The 21,880-nt window shown below is 69.0% G+C and carries 14 protein-coding genes; 11 read left to right on the forward strand and 3 right to left on the reverse strand.

What is annotated here, in order from left to right; all coding sequences use genetic code 11:
* Positions 1–123: 123 nt before the first annotated feature.
* Positions 124–924, forward strand: coding sequence for a sulfotransferase family protein (locus tag ROJ8625_RS07635; RefSeq protein WP_085791371.1), 801 nt, complete (start codon positions 124–126; stop codon positions 922–924).
* A gap of 22 nt (positions 925–946) precedes the next feature.
* On the opposite strand, the gene ROJ8625_RS07640 is transcribed toward ROJ8625_RS07635, so the two are convergent.
* On the reverse strand, positions 947–1,744 hold the full coding sequence (locus ROJ8625_RS07640) for a glycosyltransferase family protein (protein ID WP_085791267.1): 798 nt from the start codon (positions 1,742–1,744) through the stop codon (positions 947–949).
* A 191-nt stretch (positions 1,745–1,935) separates the two neighbouring features.
* Between ROJ8625_RS07640 and ROJ8625_RS07645 the strand changes: the two genes are divergently transcribed.
* From ROJ8625_RS07645 to ROJ8625_RS07690, 10 genes are all read left to right on the forward strand, one after another.
* Entirely contained in the window at positions 1,936–2,970 is a 1,035-nt protein-coding gene (locus ROJ8625_RS07645; protein ID WP_085791268.1) for a glycosyltransferase family 61 protein, read from the forward strand.
* Between the two features lie 50 nt (positions 2,971–3,020).
* Positions 3,021–3,998, forward strand: a complete 978-nt coding sequence (locus ROJ8625_RS07650) for a hypothetical protein (RefSeq protein ID WP_085791269.1) — start codon at positions 3,021–3,023, stop codon at positions 3,996–3,998.
* Positions 3,995–6,067, forward strand: coding sequence for a hypothetical protein (locus ROJ8625_RS07655; RefSeq protein ID WP_085791270.1), 2,073 nt, complete (start codon positions 3,995–3,997; stop codon positions 6,065–6,067). Before ROJ8625_RS07650 ends, ROJ8625_RS07655 begins: the two co-directional genes overlap by 4 nt.
* Before the next feature lie 153 nt (positions 6,068–6,220).
* Positions 6,221–7,381: a glycosyltransferase gene (locus ROJ8625_RS07660; protein ID WP_085791271.1), complete on the forward strand. Its 1,161-nt coding sequence runs from the start codon at positions 6,221–6,223 to the stop codon at positions 7,379–7,381.
* 37 nt (positions 7,382–7,418) lie between these two features.
* Positions 7,419–11,240: a glycosyltransferase gene (locus ROJ8625_RS07665; protein ID WP_085791272.1), complete on the forward strand. Its 3,822-nt coding sequence runs from the start codon at positions 7,419–7,421 to the stop codon at positions 11,238–11,240.
* Between the two features lie 159 nt (positions 11,241–11,399).
* Positions 11,400–12,410 (forward strand): hypothetical protein, encoded by a 1,011-nt coding sequence (locus ROJ8625_RS07670; protein WP_085791273.1) that lies wholly within the window; start codon positions 11,400–11,402, stop codon positions 12,408–12,410.
* A 58-nt stretch (positions 12,411–12,468) separates the two neighbouring features.
* Positions 12,469–13,074, forward strand: coding sequence for a sulfotransferase family 2 domain-containing protein (locus ROJ8625_RS07675; protein WP_085791274.1), 606 nt, complete (start codon positions 12,469–12,471; stop codon positions 13,072–13,074).
* A 295-nt stretch (positions 13,075–13,369) separates the two neighbouring features.
* On the forward strand, positions 13,370–15,127 hold the full coding sequence (locus ROJ8625_RS07680) for a type I secretion system permease/ATPase (protein ID WP_085791275.1): 1,758 nt from the start codon (positions 13,370–13,372) through the stop codon (positions 15,125–15,127).
* Positions 15,127–16,443, forward strand: coding sequence for an HlyD family type I secretion periplasmic adaptor subunit (locus ROJ8625_RS07685; RefSeq protein ID WP_085791276.1), 1,317 nt, complete (start codon positions 15,127–15,129; stop codon positions 16,441–16,443). The genes ROJ8625_RS07680 and ROJ8625_RS07685 overlap by 1 nt, the downstream gene beginning before the upstream one ends.
* Positions 16,444–16,823: 380 nt before the next feature.
* Positions 16,824–19,118: a calcium-binding protein gene (locus ROJ8625_RS07690; RefSeq protein ID WP_143535072.1), complete on the forward strand. Its 2,295-nt coding sequence runs from the start codon at positions 16,824–16,826 to the stop codon at positions 19,116–19,118.
* Between the two features lie 110 nt (positions 19,119–19,228).
* Here ROJ8625_RS07690 and ROJ8625_RS20975 read toward each other — a convergent pair whose 3' ends face one another.
* The gene (locus ROJ8625_RS20975) at positions 19,229–20,497 is read right to left on the reverse strand and encodes a CAP domain-containing protein (RefSeq protein ID WP_085791278.1); all 1,269 of its coding nucleotides are present in this window, start codon (positions 20,495–20,497) and stop codon (positions 19,229–19,231) included.
* Positions 20,498–20,672: 175 nt separating this feature from the next.
* Positions 20,673–21,734, reverse strand: a complete 1,062-nt coding sequence (locus ROJ8625_RS07700; RefSeq protein ID WP_085791279.1) for a helix-turn-helix transcriptional regulator — start codon at positions 21,732–21,734, stop codon at positions 20,673–20,675.
* Between the last annotated feature and the right edge of the window lie 146 nt (positions 21,735–21,880).

Genomic DNA, 21,880 nt, shown 5'->3' on the forward strand with positions numbered 1-21,880 from the left:
CGCGGCTATGCACCCTCGGCGGGGCCGGGAAAAGCGGTTTGCCCGCCGGGGGCATCCTGCTAGACCACGCCGGCAGTCACGACCGCGCGGCCCGGCGGGTCGTGCCGAAGCGGGAACGGCAAGATGTCCGACCATCCGATCTTCCACATGGCGAGCTTCTCGCGCTCGGGCGAGACGCTGCTGCTGCGCTGTCTCGACGCGCATCCCGACATCGCCGTCGTGCACCAGATCCGCGAGCCCGACACGCCCGAGGATCTCGCGCTCTTCCGCCACCTGAAGGATCTCCGCGAGACAACGATTGCCGCCGATCATCCGGCGCTCGCGCATCGCGGTCTCCGGCCCGGGGCGGCGCTGGTCCTGAAGAACGCGGTCTGGACCCACGGCCACCCGCGGCGGGGCTTCACCCTCGTGCGCAACCCGTTCTCGGTGGTGGTGAGCGCCTATCGCCACGTCGCGCCGAAGGATCCCGCCCACCAGCGCAACCAGCAGATCCGCTGGTGCCGCGCCATCGACCCGGTGATGCTGCCTTTCATCGAGCAGTGCGACATCATGGACGGCTTCCTCGCGCTCTACGCGCGCAAGATGCTGCAGGACCGCCGCGACGGGCTGCCGTTCCTGCGCTACGAGGATTTCGTGGCCGATCCCGAGACCTGGCTCCGGCGCATCGTCGCGCATATGGGGCTCGACTGGTCCGACCGGGTGCTGAAGAGCCACGAGGACTATGCCGAGGGCGAGACCGGGCATGGCCGGATCAAGCTCTGGCAGCCGATCCATGCCGGCTCCACCGACAGGTTCAAGGCGGCGCTCTCGGCCGGGCAGGCGGCGCGGATCCACGCGCTGACGCACGAGGTCCTGGCAGCACACGGGTACGATTGGGACGGAACGGACCTTACGGTTCGTGCGGACGTCCCTGGAATACTCTGAGGCGCGCCGCCCGGGTCCGGTCTTAGAGCGGCTTGAACCGCGTCTGAGAGATATCGTTGGTCTTTCGATACATGCGGGTCTTAGAATTCGCGTTAATCATCTCGATACGGGCGAGAAAATGATCTATCTGCGCTACTCCGAGGCCTTGGCGGCCCAGTTCGCGAGCGACAGAGCGGAAATGGCCGTGGACCACAAAGCATTTGCCACTCAGAATCCCGCCGAAATTGGTGCGAAAGTTGTAGTTGACCGGAAGCTGAAATACCTCCGGATTTAGTAAGGCAAGTGCTTGCTCAAGTGAAGGTTGATCCGCAGCAGCGGGACCAAACTGCCCAAACGCCGTACGGTATTCCTTTGCCCATGCGGTGGCGAGCGGTTCGACTGTGTTGCGCCGAACGAAAAGAAGGCCGGAATTGAGCATGAAGCGCCGCCGCTGCTCTCGTTCTACCGCCCGTTCTATCGAAGTGATACCTTCACGCCAGATTGCTTGAACCGCCGCAATATCGAACATTCCGAAGTCGAAAACTCGCGAGATGTCGTCGAGAATCACCGTGTCGCTGTCGACGAAGACGGCGTCTTGGTCGGCCATGCCGCGCAACGCCTCGATCTTCTGCAACTTCGGGGGCGTGTCCGCCCCGGCTGCGACGAGGTCGGTGAACGGGTTGTAATCGAGTGCGCGCACTCGGTCGAGAAAGTCGGTGTTGTTCGTCACAAGCCGGATCGGAAGGTTTGTGTGACGCCGCAGCGAGGTTGCTGAGATCAGCGCCTCAAGGCTGTAGACCGGATCCGAGGCATCCTTATCGTGGGTGCTGTAGACAAACATTTCGATCTTTCGGGGTTAGGCTCTGCCAGTCTTGTTTCGTCTGACCAGAGTCGTGTCAATCGACCGGAGCGCGGAGGACAGCCGGGTTGTCGCGCGGGATGCGCTCTCTATCCTGCGTGCGATGCGAACACTGTCCGATGGCGGGCCCGGACAACTTTGAGAGATGCGACTAATTTAAATGCGAAAATGTGATGCTTCTGAAAACTGAGACGTTCGACGCCTATAGCCATCTTGCACACATGCAGGTTCTGGCGGACAGAAAATTTGAAGGAATTGATTGGGCAAGGCGCAGGACGCGGACATCCGAGTTTCGCATCGTCATGGTCGAAAACGGAGTCACCAATTCGGCCTTTCACCTGATCGACCTCGAGCGCCGCCTCTATGTCAGTGACCAGCAGAACAAACGCTTTTCCAATCCCTTGGCGGAGTGGGGAGGGGCGGTTCCTGTGCTGTCGGACGTCGTCCACGACCATGATGAGACCGCATTGCTGATCGGCGGCATGCGCAATCACTGGCACTTCCTGATCAACTTTCTTCCGCGGCTTCTCATGGCCCGTGCGCTTCTCGGGCCTGAACTCGATGGAGTCGACAGCGTAATCATCAACACACCGACGCCCGCGCAGAGGAAATTCCTTGCAAGGGTCTTTCCGGATGTGCGGTTCAGGGAATTGCCGGAGGACCGCACGCAGGGTCACCGGTTCCGGCGGCTTCTGTATCCCTCCTTTCTGCCCAATACGGTGCTGGTGCCCGAGGCCCTGCATGCCACGCGCGCGGCCATCGGTGCCGCGTTCGATACGGCACCGATCCCGGACACGCCCGATCGAATCTTCGTGGATCGAGATCCGAAGATCCCGCGCCGTCGGCTTGCCGTGCGACATGTCGGGATGCGTATCCTGGAACGGCACGGCGTCGTGCCGATCATTTGCGAGAAGCACGATCTTCGAAGTCAGATTGCCCTGTTCAGCCGAGCGCAGTTTGTTGCCGGGCTTCACGGGGCCGGACTTGCAAACATACTGTTCTGCGCGCCTAATACGCCGGTGTTGATCCTCGATTACAAATGGCCGTCGGAAATGCACGGGCTGGCGCAGGCAATGGGATTGCGCCCGTTCACTCTGCTGGCGCAGCCCCAGCCGGATCCGGATCGCGAACCCCGGCTGCGAGACCTCAAGGTGCCCGGAAAACAGCTGGATGCAGCCCTCACGGCCTTCCTAGGATCGCTCGGCTGAGACCCTGCCATTGCCTCGGGGGCCCGTCATGATGTTGGACGACTTCGCAGATGAGTGAAGGCTTCGTCCATCGTGCCGCCGCTGCGCGCACGGCTCTGGAGCGTCACGGGTCGGGGCTGGACCAAAGTCCCCAGATTCGCGTGCTTCTCGACAACGCGCGCCATGCCCGCGGCGCGCGCACCGTGTTCCGCGTCGAGGCCGGGGATCCGCGCCACTGGATGGTGCTCAAGGTCTACGCCGAGCCCGGGCGCGCGCAGGCGCAGCACGATTTCCTCGCCGCGCTGTCGGCGCGCACCGACCGGGTGGTCGCGCCGGTCTTCGTCGACGCCGCGCTCGGCGTGGTCGGCACGCGCTTCGTGGGCGCGCGCACCGCGCTCGCGATCGTGCAGGATGCGGGCCAGCGCGCCGCGCTCCGGGCCGTGGCCGGCTGGCTCGACGGGTACGGCGCCGATCTCGGCGTGGAGGCCCGGCGCTTCGACGGCACCGTCGCCATCGACGCCATCCTCGCCCGCGTGGGGCAGGCGCCGGCGATCGCCGCGACCGTGCGGCTCGCGGCGGAACGCCTGCGCGCGGCCTTCGCCCGCCGTGCCGGCACCGTCGTGCCGCAGCTGGAGGCCTTCGGCGATCTCAAGCCCGGCAATCTCTGCCTTGACGCGGCGGACCGGCTTGTCGGGATCGACGGCAACCCGGGCGTCGGTACCGTGCCGCTGGCGCGCGAGCTGTCGAGCCTCGTGCACTGGAGCCGGATGCGGCGCTGGCGGATCCTGCTGCGCGACGGCGCTGCCTCCGGGGCGCCCGGGGGCGCCGACGCGGCGCGGCGCGCGGCCGTGGACCGGGCCGATCGCGACGCCGTGCTCGGGGCGATGCGGGCGCCGCCCGATCCCGGGCTGCTGGAGCTGTTCTGCGCCGAGAGCCTCCTGCGCGACTGGATCCGCCTCCTGCGGCAGGGCGCGGCGCCCCAGCTGCGGGAGATCATCGCGGCGGACATTGCGGCCGCGGTGACGCGCGCCGAAGGAGGGATGCCATGAGCACGGACCGTCGCGGATTTCTCAGGCTCACGGCCGGCGCGCCGCTCGTCGCGACCGGGACCGCCGCCGCGGCCGCGGGCGGGGCGGCGACCTCGCGGGCCGCGCTCGCCCGGCACGTCGCGGCCGAGGGCGCGGCGCCCGGGGCGCCCTATTTCGACGGCCGGCTCTTCTATGCCGGGCAGGAGGGCGCCGCGGCGATCCCGGACCTGCCGGGCCTCGTGCCGCAGGGCGACGTGTCGGCGTCGCATTTCGGCGTGGTGGCGGACGACCGCGCGGCCGGCGCGGAGAACGTGGCGCGGATGCGCGCGGCGGCCGAGTGGTGCCGCACGGCGGGCGAGCCGCTGCACCTGCCGGCGGGATCGGTCTTTCTCGACGACCGGGTCGACGTGACCGGGCTCACCGTGATCGGCAAGGGCGTGCGCGCGGTGCCGCACCTGCCGATGGCGCGGGGCGGGGAGGCGATCGCGCCCGCGCCCTCGCAGCTGGTGCTGACCGGGCGCGCGGCGACGCCGCTGCGGATCCACGGCATCTCGTCGATGCGGGCCTGCGGTGCGGCGCGGGCCTTCTCGGCGCGGGCGGGGCTGGCCGAGGCGGTCTGGGCGCCGGTGTCGCTGATGAACGCCGATGCCGGGGAGGGCGCGGCGACGCCCGCCGCGCTCGTCGTGGGGCTGGTGATCGAGAACGGCACCGGCACGCGGCTGCGCGATTTCCGCGTCGTGGCCGATGGCGGCGGGGCGCATGGGCTCGACACCTACAACGACGCCGGCGCCGCGCGGATGGCGGGGGCGATCGACATCGGCATCCTGCAGCTCGGCGGTCGCGACACCACGCTCGAGAACGTGCAGTGCACCGGGCATTTCCGCCGTTACGGCTATCTCGTCGCCGCCGTGGACCGCGACGGCGACTTCGACGACTACTCGGCGCCCTACGAGACCTCGGTGATCCGCTGCAGCTTCCAGGGGATGCGGGCCGTCGGCATCCGCGGCCCCGACAAGTTCGCCATCCTCGGGCACACCGGCGACAGCGTCGACCTGCCCTGGGCGGAGGACCATCCCTTCACTCTCGATCCCGGGCACGACGCGATCCGCCTCGCCGCGGTCGGGACCGGCACCGCGGGCGGCGCGGTCTTCCGCTACGCGCGGGTCGAGAAGGTCCCGGTCGACGGCACGCCGCGGCTCCGGCTGTCGGGGATCGACGGCTTCGACCCCGGGCGGTGGGGCGCGGTGGTCGCGGCGCGGGCCGGCGGGGCGAACTCGCACGTCGTGCTGCGCGATTGTCAGATCGGCGGGCTGGTGATTCCCTCGGGCCACGCCGCCAACGACACCGACCATGTCGAGGGCGCAGTGGAGAACGGCGCCGTGGGCGGGTTCGAGATCAGCGGCTGGCGCGCCGCCGAGGCCGACATCCAGGGCCGGATCCAGCATCCCGGCACGCTGATGGGGCTGATCCACGAGGCCCGCGAGACGGTGCTCGACGTGATGTGCGAGGCGAACCCGGCGCGCGGCCGCGGCGCCGGCGCCACCTGGATCGTGTCGCCCCAGCACAACGAGAACGACCACGCCGCGCACCCGACCGGCGGCCCGCGCTGGATCGAGTGGCGCTACGCCATGGTGACCGAGCGCAGCGCCTCGAACACCGACTTCGCGCCGTTTCTCGATTTCGTGCCGCGGCCGGAGGCCTTCGCGGACGGGCCGGGCTGGTTCCAGGGCTACTGGGTGCTGCGCGCGCCGCAGGTGCGCTACCGCCACGACCGCGACGGCGCGCAGCGCTACCTCGCGGCCCCGGCGCTGAGCCTCGGGCCCGGGGCCGAGGGCTACGGCGGCGGCCCGCCGGGCGCGCGCGCGGCGGTCGACGGCGCCGCGGTGGTTGGGGCGGGGGGTGCGCTGCGCGTGCTGCCGGTCGCGCCCGGCGCGCTCGCCGATGCCGCCCACGCAATCAACCGCGCGGGCAAGGATGCCGGCACGATGGTGCTCGAGACCGACGGCTTCCGGCTCCTGCTCGCGGCGGGGTCGTCGCCGGACGATCCCTGGCGGACCCCCGACGGCCAGGTGGCGATCCGGCCGCGCTGAGCGTCACCCGCCGCGCACGCTTCCGCCCGCAACCCGGCCGCCCGAGCGGGGAGCCTTGACCCGCCCCGCGCGCGCCGACTATCGCGACATCGTGATGCCCGCCGGGTCTGCGCCGGGGGCATCCATGTCGTGCCACGAAGGGATCCCGGGTCCGTGAAACTCTGCGTCATCGTTCCCTGGATCACCCAGAGCCGCGGGGGCACCGAGAATGTCGGCCACGCGATGGCCAACGCGATGGCCGGGCGCGGCCACGAGGTGCACGTGCTGACCTTCGACCCCGAGCGGCAGCCGGCGCGCTGGCCGCTGGCCGCAGACATCCGCCTGCACCACGTCACCGCGACCGAGCCCGGGCGCCAGGACGACGCGCTGATGCTGCTCCTGGCCTCGATCGGTCCCGATCTGGTGGTCGGGCTGCACATGAACCGCACCTTCCTGCAATACGTGCGCGCTGCCCGCCGCGTCGGCATCCCGGTGGTTTTGTCGGAACATATCGACCCGCATTTCCCGCGCCGCATCGGCACCTTCACCGAGCCGGAGCGCTGGGCCGCGTTCCAGGGCGCGACGCGGATCCACCTTCTGGTCGATGCCTTCCGCGAGACGCTGCCGGCCCACCTGCAGCCGCGCATCCGGGTGGTGCCCAACACCGTGCCCGAGGCGCCCGTGCAGGCCGATCCGGATGGGCCGGAGGACGGTCGCTGCACGCTGGTTACCGTCGCGCGGCTGGTGCCGCGCAAGAACATGCGGCGGCTGTTGCAGGAGTTCGCCTCGGTCGCGCCGGCCCATCCCGACTGGGTGCTGCGGGTGGTTGGCGACGGCCCCCTGCGCGGGACGCTGGAGAGGGACGCGGCGGCGCTCGGGCTCGAGACGCGGGTGGAGTTCGCGGGCGAGCTCGACGACGTCTATCCCGAGCTCGCCCGCGCCCAGGCCTTCGTGCTGCCTTCGCTCTTCGAGGGCTTCCCGATGGTCAGCCTCGAGGCGATGGCGCACGGACTACCGGTGGTGGGCTATCGGCTGTGCAACGGCATCAACGTGCAGGTCCTGCACGAGGAGACCGGCCTTCTGGCGGAACGCCCCACCGAGGCCGGCGGGCTGGCCCGGACGCTCGACCGGCTGATGGGCGACGCCGCGCTGCGCCGGCGGCTGGGCGCGGCGGGGCGCGCGCGCTACCGCGCGGACTACGCCCCCGACGTCGTCGCCGCGCGCTGGGAGGAGCTCTTCACCGAGGCGGTGGCGGCGGGCCCGGCGCCGCGGCCGGAACTCGAGACCCGGCTCGAGGCGGCGCTCGACCGGCTGGTGCACACGGAAACGCCCTGACCCGGACCGGGTCGCGGGGAAAGGAGAGCGCCGGATCATGTCGGCAGACCGGGACAAGCTGAACCAGCGGGCCTTCCAGAGGTTCGACGACTTCCTCAACCTGCGCCGCAAGGAGGTGACGGGCGAGGACGGGACCGACATCCGCGCGCATGTCCTGTCGCTCCGCGACGCGCCCTGGGTGGCGGGCTACGCGGCCTTCAACCTCGAGACCGCCTACGCCGCCAACATGCGGCTGTTCTGGTCCGACCTGCGCGCCTTCGACGATCCCGGCGCGCTGCCCGACAACCGGCTGCTGATGGGCACCGTCTACGCCGACGCCGCCAAGTCGCACCAGGGCGCGGTGGAGATCCTGCAGGAACAGGGCGCGGCGCACCGGCTGCTGATGGGCGAGCAGGGCTTTCTCGCCTCCACCCACAGCTGGTCGCAGGCCTTTCGCGCCCGCGATCCCGCGATGGGCTGTCTCGGCTACGTCTACGACGACATCGCGCACTACTTCATGTCGGACTATCCCAACCGGCTGATCCACCGCCTCAACAGCGACCAGGTGCCCGAGCCGCGCGCGCTGGAGCGGGCGCGCGGGCTGATCCGGCGGATCGTCTCGCAGCGGATTTCGAAGTACAATTCGCAACCCATCCACCCGCCGACGATGAGCCGCGGCTACTCCCGCCGGGTGCTCGTCTGCGACCAGTCCTTCGCCGATGCCTCGACGGTCTTCGGCCGCATCGACGAGGCCGGGTTCGAGCGCATGCTGGTGGCCGCGCTGACCGAGAACCCCGACGCCGAGGTCCTGGTCAAGACCCATCCCGACACCGCCTGGGAGCCCGAGAAGCGCTCGGGCTACTACTCGCATCTCGAAAGCGTCGGGCGGGTGCGGATCCTGCGCGAGCCGCTCAACCCCTACTGCCTCTTCGAGATGGTCGACACCGTCTACGTGGGCACCAGCCAGCTCGGGCTCGAGGCGCTTTTCGCCGGCAAGCGGGTGGTTACCTTCGGCGCGCCCTTCTACGCCGGCTGGGGGCTGACCGACGACCGACAGGAGATCCCGCACCGGCACCGCACGCGCAGCCTCGAGGAGATCTTCCACTACTTCTACGTCTGGTACACGATCTACCACGTGCCGGGCGACGTCGCCGCGCCGAGCGAGATCGAGACGGTGCTCGACTTCATCGAGGCCAACCGCCCCGCGGCGCTGCCCGCGCCCCGCCCGGAGCCGCCCGCGCCGAAGGTGTCGGTGATCATCCCGGTCTACGGGGTCGAGCGCTACATCGAGGCCTGCCTCGCCTCGGTGCAGGCCCAGAGCCTGCACGAGATCGAGATGATCACCATCAACGATCGCAGCCCCGACGGCAGCCAGGCGATCATCGACCGCATGGCGGCGGAGGATCCGCGCATCCGCCCGATCGTGCTGCCGCAGAACGTGGGCCAGGGCTTCGCGCGCAATGCCGGGCTCGAGGCGGCGCTCGGCGACTACGTGTGGTTCCTCGATTCCGACGACTTCCTGGTGTCGCCCGACCACCTGCGGCTGGCGCTCGACTGCGCCCGCGCCGACCGCGCCGACATGGTGCGCGGGCGCAAGCTCTTCGAGCAGGTCGAGGACGAGGAGGGCAACGTGCTGCGGATGGAGCGCGACCGCAGCGAGATCCATTTCGACACGCCCTTCCATGCCGCGCGGATCGACACTGAGCCGCGGATCCTGCGCAGCCGCCACTTCTGCAACTGGCTCTACCGCCGCGCCTTCCTCGAGGAGAACGGCGTGCGGTTCCTCACCGCGCAATGGGAGGAGCGGCCGTTCCTGTGGCGCGCGCTGCTGTCGGCGGAGCGGATCTCGGGCACCACCACCGAGGCCTTCACCTACCGCATCCGCCGGGATTCGACCGCGCGCCGCGCCAAGAGCGTGCGCGACAGTTTCAACCAGCTCGCCAATCTCGAGCAGATGGCCGAGATCCTGAAGGAGTTCGACGCCTTCGCCCCGGGCAGCCGCTTCGCCCACGCGGCAGGGTACGCGGTGACGCAGGCGCTGCACATCCTGTTCTGCGGCTTCGCCTACGCCACCGTGCGCGCCGCCGAGGAGCCGGGGCTGCGCCGGCGCTTTCTCGACCGCGTGGCCGACACGCTCGACGCCGCCGGGCTGGAATACGACGACCTCGTCTTCGAGGCGCCGCAGATCTCGCGCCAGCGGATCGGCACGCAATCCTACCGGCTGCTGTTCGAGGCGCTGCGCGCGCGGCGCTACGAGCATGTCGACACCGCCGTGGACCAGGTGCCGCTCCCGCAGGAGACGGTGATGGCCGAGATCCTCGAGACGCCGGCGGACGCCCGCGCCGCGGCGTTCCAGGTGGCGTTGTCGCTCTTTGCCCGCAACGACCGGGTGATCACCGCCGAGACCTTCGAGCCGGTGGCCGAGAAGCCGCGGCTGGTGATCCACGTGGGCCAGACCAAGACGGGCACCACCTACCTGCAGCATTTCCTCGAGCGGAACCGCCCGGCGCTCCTGCGCGGGGGCGTCCTGGTGCCCGACAAGGGCCTGTTCTGGCAATCCACGCGGCCCGAGAAGCAGGCCGGCCATTCCGAGGTCACCCGCGAGGCGGTGACCGGCGGGCAGGAGATCCGCGACCACATCGAGGCGGCGCTGGCGCTCGCCGGCGGGCGGGTGCACACGGTGATCATCTCCAGCGAGGCCTATTTCCTCAACCGGCGCGCGGCGCTCATCCCCGACCATTTCCCCGGCTACCGCGCCGAGATGATCGGCTATTTCCGCCGCCAGGACGACTGGGCCAATTCGCAATACGCCGAGTTCGTCGCCGGCGGCGCGGTGGGGCGGGTGGCGCAGGACTTCGCCGCGTGGCTCGACGACCCGATCACCCGCGAGCGCTTCGACTACCACGATTTCTGCCGGCTCTGGGCGGCGCGGGTCGGCCGCGAGCGGGTGCATGCCCGGCCCTACGACCGCGACCGGCTGGCCGGCGGCGACGTGGTGTCGGACTTCCTCGCCACGTTGGGGCTGGAGGCGTTCGACGCGCTGCCGCGGCCGAGCGCGCGGGCGGGCAACGAGATGCCCTTCAACGCCGCGCACGTAGCGCTCCTGCGCGACATCAACGCCTATGCCTGGCCCGATCGCGAGGCCTATCTCGACTTCGTCGCCGAGGTGACCGACCGGCTTTCGCTGCTCGGGCCCGCACAGCGGCGCGCGCTGCAGATCATCACTCCGTCCGAACGCCGCCGGCTGATGACCGGGCTGGCCGACAGCAACACGGCGTTCGTGCGCGCGTTCTGCCCCGACGGCGCGGCGGTCTTCGCCCCGGACGGCCCGTGCGGCGCCATGCGGGCGGCGGCCGGGACCGCGTCGACCGAAGAGACGCCGGCCGACGACGTGGCGACCGAGGCCGAGATCCGGGCGATCTTCGACGCGCTCTCGGCCTACGATCCCGGCCGGCGCATGGCCGAGGCCGAGCGCGCGGCGCGGCGGCGCCCGCCGACGCCGGCGCGCACCCGCGACGAGGTGCTGTCGTTGCAGGGGCTCTTCGTGGACGTGGCCGGCCTGCCCGAGACCGTGGCGCCGGGCGCCGCGCTCGAGCTCGACGTGGCCGTCTACAACCTGTCGCGACTGTCCCTGCCGGAGCGGGTCGGGCGGATGCCGGTGCACCTGTCCTATCACATCTTCGACGCGCGGGGCCGCAAGGTTGTGTGGAACGGCGTGCGCACCGACCCTTGCGGACCGATCGAGAGCCGCACCCACCGCGCCCGGCTCGCGGTGGCGGCGCCGGCGAAGCCGGGCCGCTACCGGCTGCAGCCGGCGGTGGTGGTCGAGGGCGTGCGCTGGTTCGATTCCTCCCGCTCGGTGGACTTCGAGGTCGCCTGACGCGGCGGCACACCCCGCGCGGGGGCATATACGGGCGCGATTGAAACCCCCGCGCTCTTGGATCACGGTAAGCTCCACCGCGCATCCCGCATCGGGGAGCGGAACCCGGGCGGGGGCACGGGATCCGGGGGGGTGACGGGGAAGGAAGGGGAAAAGCGCATGGAATGCGTGGTCCATATCGGTACCGAGAAGACCGGCACGACGTCGATCCAGCGGACGCTCGATCACAACGCCGAGCGCCTCGCGGCGGCCGGGGTGATCTGGCCGCCGATCTTTCGCGACGGGCAGGATCCGCGCGCCGCGTGCTACGCGATGGACGACGACACGATCGACCTGCGCAAGGAGCGCCGCAACCTGACCACACCGGAGAAGATCGCGACCTTCCGCGCGCAGTTCGAGGACCGCTTCGCCCGCGAGATCGACCGTGGCCCGGACGCGCGCACGGTGCTCGTGGTCAACGAGCACCTGAGCCGGATGCGCCGGCCCTCCGAGGTGCGGCGGCTCAAGACCTTCCTCGAGCGCCACTTCGACCGGGTGCGGGTCGTCGTATACCTGCGCCGGCAGGACCGGATGATGCGCTCGATGTATTCCCAGGTCATCAAGGTGGGCGGCACCCGGCCCAACGTCTTTCCCCGCTATGAGGACGCGCGGGACGGCGACTTCACCACCTTCAACTACCGGCGCATCGCCGATCTCTGGGCCGACATCTTCGGCCGCGCGGCGTTCGAGATCCGGGTCTTCGAGTCCGCCCGGCTGAGCGGCGGCGACGTGGTGAGCGACTTCCTCCGAGTCGCCGGCATCCCGCCGATCGACGGGCTCGAGCCGTCCAAGACCAACGAAAGTCTGTCGCCCGAGGCGATCCAGGTGCTGCGGATGCTCAACCGGCACCTGCCGCGCGGGGCCCGCGGCAATATCGGCCCGCTGAGCGGGCGCATCTTCACCGGCTCCGGCATTCCGGTGGCGCGCGCCGAGGCCGAGACCTTCCTCGGCCATTTCCAGGCCGACAACGACCACGTGGCACAGGACTATCTCGGCCGGCCGTGCCTGTTCGAGCCGATCGGCCCGGACGAATATCCCGACAGCGTGCCGCCCGAAGCCATGGCGGTGGACCTCGACACCATGGCCCAGCATTTCGCGTCGCTCTGGGAAGCCAAGATTCGCGGCCTCTAGCCGCCGCGGCCGGACCGGCGGTCCGGTCCCCTCGACCTCCAGGAGCCGACTTGCGCCCATGCCTCTCTATCGCTTCGACACGGCCTTGATCTGTTTCGTGCACGTGCCCAAGACCGGGGGCAGCAGCCTCGAGAAGGCCCTTCGCGCCATGGGCGGCGTGCAGGCGATGCATTGCGGAAAGGCCATGCCCTATACCCGCTGCACGCCCCAGCACATGCACGCCGCGGTGCTCGACGTCTTCGCGCCCGAGGCGCTGACCGACCTGCGGCTGGCGGTGGTGCGCCACCCGTTCGACCGGCTGCGCAGCGAATACCGGATGCGCCGCGCCGGCGAGATCGCGCGCGGACGCCCGGCGCCCGACTTCGACAGCTGGGTGGAGCGGGTCTTCGAGCGCTACGCGCGAAATCCGTACGTGCACGACAACCATGTCCGGCCGCAGACCGCCTTCGTCACCGAGACCACGACGGTGTTCCGCTTCGAGGACGGGCTGGAGGCGCCACTCGAGGAGATCGCGCGCCGTGTCGGGTGCCCGGCCGCGCCGCTCGGTCACGAGCGCCGCTCTGACCCCGTCGAGATCACGGCGAGCGACGAGACCGTCGCGCGGATCGAGACCTTCTACGCCCACGACTACCGGCGCTTCGGGTACCCGACGGCGGCACACTGAGCCCCGAGTCGTCGCCGGGCCGCCGACGAATCGGGCTTTTGAGTGTCATTGTCCTCTATTCGGAAACGATCTGTCGGGCCTCTTGCCCCGGTTTGCAGGGGCGCGCGGGCCGGGCGAGCCCGTAATATAGTGGTCTTGCGCAGCGATACCCCCAAATGGGGAAAACGGGGCCCGGGCGGGCAAAGTTCTTGATGACGCTCGGGCGCAATCTGCCTATCATTTTTGGAACACATTTTAAGCGGTCGCGGCTGCCGGGACCGGATTATCTGACGCCTTTTTTGCCCGTGAGGATTTCATGACGGATTCCCGCCGACTTTCCGGCCTGGACGAGCTTCGTGCCGCCCGCCGCGAGAACCGCAGCCTGCTCTGGACCGCCGGCTTCTTCAGCATCTTCGTCAACCTTCTGATGCTCACCGGACCGCTGTTCATGCTGCAGACCTACGACCGCGTGCTCGGTGCGCGCTCGGAGGAGACGCTGGTCGCGCTGTTCCTGCTCGTTGCGTTCCTGTTTCTCATCATGGGGATCGTCGACTGGGCGCGCGGGCGGCTGCTGACGCGGCTCGGCGCGCGCTTCCAGGAGCGGCTCGACCGCCGCGTCTTCGAGGCGATCCTGAAGAAGTCCGCCGCCGACCGCGAGGCGGGCAAAAGCGATCCCTACGCGATCGAGGGCCAGCAGCTGAAGGATCTCGAGGCGGTGCAGCGCTTCTACGCCTCGCCGGTCTTCGCCGCGCTCTTCGACGTGCCGTGGACGCCGATCTTCCTCATCGGCATCTCGATCTTCCATCCCTGGCTCGGCGCGCTGGCGGCGGCCGGCGGGGTGCTGCTGATCGGGCTGACCGTGGCCAACCAACTGTCCACGCGGGCCTCGGCGGTGCGCTCGGCGGCAGCGAGCTACCAGTCCGACCGCTATTCCGAGCAGCTCAAGAACGAGGCCGAGACGATCCGCAGCCTCGGCATGCAGGGCAACGCCTTCGAGAAGTGGCAGAAGGTGCGCTCGCGCGCGCTCGAGCAGGGCACCTGGGCGGCCGATCTCGGCGGCAGCTTCTCGACCGCGACCAAGACCTTCCGGCTGTTCCTGCAATCGACCATGCTGGCCCTCGGCGCCTATCTCGTGCTTCAGGGCGAGGTCACCCCGGGGGTGATGATCGCCGGCTCGATCCTGCTCGGCCGCGCGCTCGCGCCCGTCGAGCAGGTGGTCAACCAGTGGAGCACGGTGCAGCGCGCCCGGCGCGGCTGGGACAACCTCGTCGACCTCCTGGCCGACGTGCCGATCGACGCGCCGCGCACCGAACTGCCGCGCCCGCCGGCCAAGGTCTTGGTCGAGCAGCTCACCGTGGTGCCGCCGGGCGGCCGCCAGGCGACGCTGCGGCTGGTCAACTTCAACGTCAATCCCGGCGAGGCGGTCGGCGTGATCGGGCCCTCGGGCTCGGGCAAGTCGACGCTGGCGCGCGCGATCACCGGCGTCTGGCAGCCCTCGGGCGGCAAGATCCGCCTCGGCGGCGCGACGCTCGACCGCTACCACCCCGAGAAGCTGTCGCAATATATCGGCTACCTGCCGCAGCGGGTGTCGCTGTTCGACGGCACGGTGGCCGAGAACATCGCCCGCCTGTCGCAGGCGCCGGACGCCGAGAAGGTGGTCGAGGCCGCCAAGAAGGCCGCCGCCCACGACATGATCCTGAAACTGCCTCAGGGCTACGACACCCAGATCCAGACCGTCGGCACACAGCTCTCGGGCGGCCAGATCCAGCGGATCGGCCTGGCCCGCGCGCTCTACGGCGACCCGGTTCTGCTGGTGCTAGACGAGCCGAACTCGAACCTCGATAACGAGGGCTCGGCCGCGCTCAACGCTGCGATCCGGCAGGTCAAGTCGCGCGGCGGCGCGGTGCTGATCATGGCGCACCGTCCCGCCGCGATCCGTGAATGCGAGAAGCTCCTGGTGCTGTCCGACGGCGCGCGCACGGCCTGGGGCCCGCGCGAGAGCGTCCTCGCCGAAACCGTCGCCAATTACGGCGAGATCAAGAAGGCCGCCAACGCGGCCACCGGAGTTGTGTGATGACCCAGACCGCGAAATCCTCCCGCAAGTTCCGGTCGACCGTGCCGATGCTGGTGGGCTTCACCACCGTCTTCGTCCTGATCGGCGCGCTGGGCGCCTGGGCGATGCGCACTGAAATCGCCGGCGCCGTGGTCGCCTCGGGTCGCATCGTGGTCGAGAAGAACCGCCAGGTGGTGCAGCATCTCGACGGCGGCATCGTCGATGAGATCCTCGTGCGCGAGGGCGACCAGGTGGAGGAGGGCGCGCTGCTCGCCCGGCTCGACCCGACGCTGATCCAGTCCGAGCTGACGATCATCGAGGGCCAGCTCTTCGAGGTGATGGCGCGCAACGACCGGCTTCAATCCGAGCTCAGCGAGACCGAGACGGTATCCTTCGACCAGGTGCTCGAGGAGGAGGCCGAGACCCGTCCCGAGGTGGCCGGCATCATGCAGGGCCAGGAGCGGCTGTTCCGCGCCCGGCTCGACACGCTCGAGCGCAGCGTGACGCAGCTGCAGAACCAGCGCCTGCAGCTGGAGAAGCAGATCACCGGGATCGACGCCCAGGCCACCGCGCTCGAGCGTCAGCGCGAGCTGATCGGCGAGGAGACCACGAGCCAGCAGACGCTCTACGAGCGCGGGCTCGCGCAGGCCTCGCGGCTTCTGGGGCTGCAGCGCGAGGAGGCCCGGCTCGCCGGCCAGATCGGCGAGCTCGAGGCGAGCCGCGCGCAGGCGATGGAGCGTATCGCCGAGCTCGAGATCGAGGAGCTGTCGCTGCACGCGCAGCGCCGCGAGGATGCGATCACCCAGCTGCGCGACATGGAGTTCCGCGAGATGGAGATGGCCGAGCGGCGCACCGCGCTGATCGAGCAGCTCTCGCGGATGGACATCCGCGCGCCGGTGGGCGGGGTGATCTACGACCTGCGCGTCTTCGGCGCGAGCTCGGTGATCCGGCCGGCCGACCCGGTCATGTACATCGTGCCGCAGGACCGGCCGCTGATCATCGAGGCACGGGTCGACCCGATCAACGTCGACGAGGTCTATACCGGGCAGGAGGTGATGCTGCGCGTCGCCGCCTTCGACATGCGCGACGTGCCCGATCTCTTCGGCGAGGTGATCCAGGTCTCGGCGGACGCCTTTACCGACGAGCAGACCGGCGCGTCCTTCTACCGCGCGCGGATCCAGCTGCCGGAGACGGAGCTCGACAAGCTGCCCGAGGGACAGGTGCTGGTGCCGGGCATGCCGGTCGACGCCTTCATCCGGACCCAGGACCGGACGCCGGCCGCCTACCTGATGTCGCCGCTGACGCGCTATTTCGACAAGGCCTTCCGCGACGGCTGATCCCGCGCTCCGTGCGCAGATCACGCGATTTCAACTTGCAACAGAACACCTGTTGATTGTTTAACGGGGGTGTGTCCGACACGCCCCCGTGTCGCGTCGCGAATTTCAGAGCGCCGTATTCCCGCCCAAATTGCATTGTAGACAGTCCTTGTCGCAGACGATCTTTGTCGCGCCCATCCCCCGAGTGGCGCACAGGGATCCCCCGGAATGCACGCGAGGCGTGTTCCGGGCGTGATGAGCCGGGCCCAAAGCGCGAGTCGCGCGGTGGCCCTCGAGGCTTGTTTATAAAATCGAAACAATGAGTTTCGCGCAGGGCGCCGGGGCAATCACCCCCATATGGCGGTATTTTCCGGCGCGCTGCGGTGGCTCTATGAGCGTGGATGGGCGGGATTCCCCGCGTATCCCGCTCGCGCATTATTAGACATGCTGCGCAGCATTTTATTGATGAATCCTTAATTTTCGGGGGATCGAAAATGAACTGGAACGCAATTTACAACAACCTGTTCAGCGCGCCGCTCCCGGCGTCGCAGACTTCGCCGGGCTCCGACAACGTCGACTTCGATGACTTCCCGGGCGTGAACAAGGCGAAGATGCTGGGCGGCGATGATTTCGCCGACGGCAACGACGGCCGCAACGTGATCTACGGCAACGCCGGCCGCGATTACCTCCGCGGCGACGGCGGCGACGATGTGCTGCATGGTGGTGGCGACGACGATGCCATCATCGGCGACAGCTACTCCATGAACGAGCCCGGTGGCGGCGAAGAGGCCGGCGATGACCTCATCGAAGGCTCCAAGGGCGACGACATCCTCGCCGGCCAAGACGGCGACGACACCATTAACGGCGGTAACGATCGTGACATCGTCCTCGGCGGAAACGGTGATGACGAGCTGGTCGGCGGCATGGGCAACGACTTCGTTGTCGGTGGTGATGGTCGTGACTGGATGAACGGTGGCTACAACGACGACTGCATGGCGGGCCAGGCAGGCAACGATCGTATGCAGGGTCTCTCGGGCGAAGACACCATGTCCGGTGGCAGCGGCCGTGACACCATGTACGGTGGTTCGCAGGACGACCAGATGGCCGGTAACTCCGGCGATGACCACATGAACGGCCAGACCGGCCATGACTCCATGTGGGGCGGTGCTGGCGACGATGTCATGCGCGGCTGGACGGGCTACGACAAGATGCTCGGCGGCGACGGCGAAGACGCCATGGCCGGTGACATTGGCCACGACACCCTGTGGGGTGGCGACGGCCAGGACTACCTCGAAGGCGGCTCGGGTGACGACACCCTGCTCGGCGAGGATGACAACGACATCATCGAGGGCAACGACAACGCCGACTGCATCGAAGGCGGCGACGGTCGTGACATCATCTACGGCGACAACCGTCCGGTTCTCGACCGTGAAGGCAACGTCATCAACAAGGCGCTCGGCGAAGCCAGCGACTCGATCGATGGCGGGACCGGCAACGACACCATCTACGGCCAGGAAGACGACGACCTGATCGAAGGTGGCGACGGCGAAGACGACATCTACGGCGGCGACGGCGACGACAGCATCCAGGGTGGCCGTGACGACGACTACATCGAAGGCAACGACGGCGCCGACACCGTAAACGGCAACCAGGGCGACGACGAGATCTACGGTGGCCGTGGTGAAGACGTTCTCGCCGGTGGCAGGAACGATGACAGCCTCTACGGCGAAGCCGGTGACGACTGCCTGTCGGGTGACAACGGTAACGACTCGCTCGAGGGCAATGCCGGCAACGACTCGTTGAATGGCGGTTCGGGCCGTGACTACCTCGACGGTGGCCTCGGTGACGACGTGCTCTACGGCGCTGAAGGCAACGACTACGTCTACGGCGACCAAGGCCAGACCGGTGGCGGCAACGACACCCTGATCGGTGCCGGCGACGGCCCGAATGAGATCGACTATCTGTTCGGTGGCAAGGACAACGACTGCCTCGTCAGCGGCGTCGGCACAGACATCATGGAAGGCGGCGCGGATGCCGACGTCTTCGTGTTCGGCTACGATCTCGACGTGAACGGCGATGGTGACTGCGACGACGAGGAAGACACCACCATCCTCGACCATGGTGAAGACGTCATCACCGACTTCCGTCCCGAGACCAACCAGGATGCCATCCAGCTGCACTCCGGTCTCGAGATCGCCAAGGTCGAGATCGTCGGTGACGATCTCGTCATTACCACGGCGTTCGCCGGCAGCGACAGCGACGGCGACGACGACCACAATGATGGCGACAATGGTTCGGACGACCTGACCGGCACCATCACCATCGAGGACGCGGTCTTCACGATCTCCGGCCTCGATCCGACGGATCCGGACTTCAACGGCTCCTCGGACGCACTCGAGCGCTTCGTGCTCGACTACGATCCGGAGACTGGCGAGGGCAAAGGCTTCGTCTTCTTTGACGACAAGTGCGTCACCCTGCCGGAGTGCGAGACCACGCCGTTCGAGATCGACTGCGAAGTCGAAGAGCCCGAGTACGACGTGTGCTACACGCCGCTCGAGGGCATGTTCGGCGACACCACGATCAACATCACCGCGCTGCGCATGGCCGAGCGGTTCGCTGATCAGGAAGAGGGTGTCTCGATCGTTCAGGGCCAGCTCTGCCTCGACATCAACTACGACATGTTTACCTCGGCCTAAGCTGCGGACACGTCAGTCAATGCGATCATCGCACCGCCCCCTTTCGGGGGCGGTGCTTTTCGTTCGGCGGCTCCGCGGGCCGGCCCCGGCGCGCGGGGCCGGCCGGAGCGTCACACCATGATGTCGTCGGAAAGCTGCGAGAGATTGACGTTCTCGACCACGACGACGTCGCCGCCGCCGAAATCGAAGACGACGTCGCCGCCGCGTGCATCGGCGCGGGCCAGCGCCGCGTCGACGCTGCTCAGGCGGTGGGCGCTGAAGTCGAGCAGGTCCACGTCGTCGGCGAAGTCGCGCACCACGTCACGGTCGTCGCCGGGCGCGAAGCTGAAGCGGTCTGCGCCCCAACCGCCGAAGAGCATGTCCGAGCCGGCGCCACCCTCGAGCGTGTCCACGCCCTTGTCGCCGTAGAGCGTGTCGTCGCCGCCGCGGCCCTGCAGGGCATCATCGCCTTCGGCGGCGCGCAGGCGGTTCGCCCAGTTGTTGCCGCGCAGGTCGTCGTCGTAATGGGTGCCGCGCAGCGCCGCGATGGAAACGAAGACGTCGCCCGCGGCCGCGCCGGTGTTGAGCGCCTCGTGCTTGAGATCGACCCGGACTCCGCCGGAGGCACCGAGATAGTCGACGGTGTCGAAGCCGCGGCCGCCGCGGATCTCGTCGTCGCCGGCACTGGCATAGATCCAGTCTCCGCCGGCGCCGCCATAGACCGTGTCGTCGCCGCCGCCGGCATCGATCTGGTCGCTGCCGGCGCGGGCGCGGATCTCCTCGGCGACGCTTGTGCCGGTGATCTTGTCGGGGCCGGACGTGCCGGTGATCTTGTCGGGGCCGGAGCGGTCCGGCGTCACTGCCTGCGGCTGCGGGGCCTCGGGCTCGGGCTCGGGCAAGACCGGCTGCGGCTCCGGTGCGGTGATGCCGGTGTTGCCGCCGCCGCCCTGGCCGGTGTCGAGCGTCACCGGCGCCGAGGTCTTGGCGAAGTTCTGCGTCACGATGACGATGCCGTCGCGCACCTCTGCGCCGATGCCGATGTAGTCGAACTCGGGGTTGAGCAGGTTGGCGCGGTGGCCAGAGCTGTCCATCAGGAGCTCGTGCAGGCGGGCAATGTCGTCCTTGGCACCGGGATCGCCGCGCTCGGTCTGGTAGGCGACGTTCTCGCCCGAGCGCCACGAGCCGGAGAAGACGAAGCCCGCATCCTCCATCCGCTCGCGCGCGGTGGACCCGCCGGCGCCGGTATGCGACAGCGTTCCCGTGTCGAGCATCCAGTCGCTGTGGCCGTCTGCGGCGTCGTTCAGCCGTTTTTCGAGTTTCAGCGGATCGAGCCCAGCCCGTGCCCGTTCCGCATTGATCAGCTCGAGCATGTAGCGCTCGAGCTCGGTCGCGTTCGCCATGGATGTCCCTCCGGTCCTGTCCGCGACCGGTGTCGCGGATCCCGGGATACGAGACAATTGTCATGCCAAATATTGGTGACGATCCGCTTAGCGCGCGCCGCGGTTGAGCGGAACCTTGCCGGAGCGCGGCGCGCGGTAGCCGGACGGGCGCCCGCCCGTCCGGCCTGCCGTCAGGTCATTGCGGCAGCGCCTCTCCGGCGACCGGGCCCATGGTCATCCGCACGATGGCGCTCTGGTAGCGCAGGATGAACTCGCTCTGCCGGTGGGTGCCGGTCTTGGTCAGAATGCTCTTCATGTAGCTGCGCACGGTCGACAGCGCGAGGTTGGTGGCCTCCGCCGTCTCGGTGAGCGAGCGCCCGGCCAGGATGTGGTGCGCGACCCGCCGCTCGGACGCGGTCAGCCCCGACATCTTCAGCAGGTAGTCCCGCATCGCTGGGTTCTCGTTGCCGCGCCCGAGGATCACCAGCGCGCGCCGCGGCGCCGAGGTCTCAAGCGGGCAGATCCAGACGAGCCGCGTCGCCTCGCCCTCGATCGACAGGACCGAGGGCTTGCGCGTCTCGCCGGTCGCCCGGCGCAGCGCCTCGAGGAACGATTTCTGGGTGCGGAACGACTTTGCCGCGAGGTGATCGGACACGATCTCGAAGCCGCCGTGCTCGGCCAGCCAGCTTTCGGAGAGATTGGCACTGAAGTCGATCCGGCCGGACTCGTCGACCACCGCGAAGTAGACCGACAGCTCGCGCAGCGCGACCTGCAGGATCTGGTCGCCGGTGGAGCGCCGCGCGCGGGCGCGCTCGCCGAGCTTCTGGCCGGCGAAGGTCATGGCGATCGACAGGTAGCCGTCGGCGCCCGGCGCCTCGGGCAGGCCGCGGGCTATGACCACCGGGCGCAGATGCCCGGCGGGGCGGCCCAGCCCGACCACGTAGGGCCCGCAGCGCACCCAGCGGGTGGCGCGGCCGTCGCCGTCGGCCCGTGCCGCAGGCTCGGTCTCGGCCAGTGCCAGGAGCCGGCGCACCAGCCGGGTCGCGAAGCTGCGCTCGCAACCGCCCGCCTCGGGCACCGGCGGGATCGGCTCCGCATCAGGGGCGAGCCCGCTCCAGATCTCGAGGAAGAACCCGCCGGACATGTCGAACAGACCCACGTGGAGCGCGTCGATCCGCGCGGCGGTGGCAAGCTGTTCGACGAAGACGTGGCTCTGGGTCGGCACCTGGCGGTGCTCCCGGACCTCGAGCCCAGTCATGCCGCGATCCTCCGGAGAGGGCCCGCGATGAGGCCCGAACACGGGCCGGAACACAGGCGGGGCAGGGCCCGGGACGGGATGACAGACGGAAGGATGGCTTCTCTGAAATACATTCGCCACACCGATAATGGTTTAGAATCAATGAA

It is taken from the genome of Roseivivax jejudonensis (assembly GCF_900172265.1).
GTDB classification, from domain to species: Bacteria; Pseudomonadota; Alphaproteobacteria; order Rhodobacterales; family Rhodobacteraceae; genus Roseivivax; species Roseivivax jejudonensis.